The following is a 983-nucleotide window of genomic DNA, read 5'->3' on the forward strand; positions in this document are numbered from 1 at the left end:
ATTGAAATGAGGGTGATTTTTTTAAGACGCTACAGCATTTATCTAGAGATAAGCATAATATTTGATGCATATACAAGATCACCAAAAGCAGCTGAATTATCTCCCTTGCTCTGCGTATTCAAATCTACAGCAATAGAACTTAGAGCCTCGGCAGTAGCCGATGGACCGAAAGCAACAGATGAGGCTATAAACTTTGAGGTTTTATAGAAGCTTTTTCTATATTTTTGTTGAAAAAAGATCACAGTAGAATCCATATTGCTAAAAAGTCATATTTTTATGTTGCTATTTTCTTGAACAGTCTATAGTGATGTGGAAATGTATATTAGTAAGACTCATTTTGATAAAATAACTTTCAAAGGGGGGATAGGTAGTGCGTAAAGATAGAAGGTACATCACAAGGCCACGCATATATCATTATATGATACTTTAAAAAGAGAAAAACTAACTAAAAAGCCGATTATCCGAGGCAAGCTAGATTTCGAACATATTACAATCTCTTTTTACTTTACTTGTTATTAACAAAAAAATGCTTTTTAATAAAACTAAAGTCTATAATTAGGAAAACACATACTAAAACCTTTTTTGAAAGATCTTATAGTAACGACGACCAAGTAAAAAGTAAGATTAAATATGCAAGACCTCTTTTTTAGTTAGAAAAAAACAGCACATTAAACCCTTAGACTCTAAATGTGTTATTTTTATGTCCACAAAACATAATCAAAAAAACAAACATTTAGGTCTCAACACAGAAAGCACAAACAAAACAAGATTAAAGACTCAAAACGTTCACACTCTAAGCAATAATCCTCTATTCTCAATTCCAAGGAGGTCAATAATGCTAAAATGTGTCTTTTTTATGTTTTGGAGGTGTTTTTAAGTTTTTTCATTGGAGAGTTTGTTATGAAAAAATTATATGCCCCACAAGCAGCGAGTGAATTAAAACGTTCTCGTTTTTCTTTTGTTAAAGTTCTTTCGTTGGCTAC

The 983-nt window shown here is 31.3% G+C and carries 1 protein-coding gene; it reads left to right on the forward strand.

Going from position 1 to position 983, the window contains the following annotated elements; genetic code table 11:
- Window positions 1-207, forward strand: a 207-nt coding sequence (locus ACFIKD_RS09565; RefSeq protein WP_375647919.1) for a hypothetical protein, incomplete at its 5' end; no start/stop codon positions are given.
- Between the last annotated feature and the right edge of the window lie 776 nt (window positions 208-983).

Origin of the sequence: Bartonella sp. CR84HXZ (assembly GCF_042194535.1) — a bacterium.
GTDB classification, from domain to species: Bacteria; Pseudomonadota; Alphaproteobacteria; order Rhizobiales; family Rhizobiaceae; genus Bartonella; species Bartonella grahamii.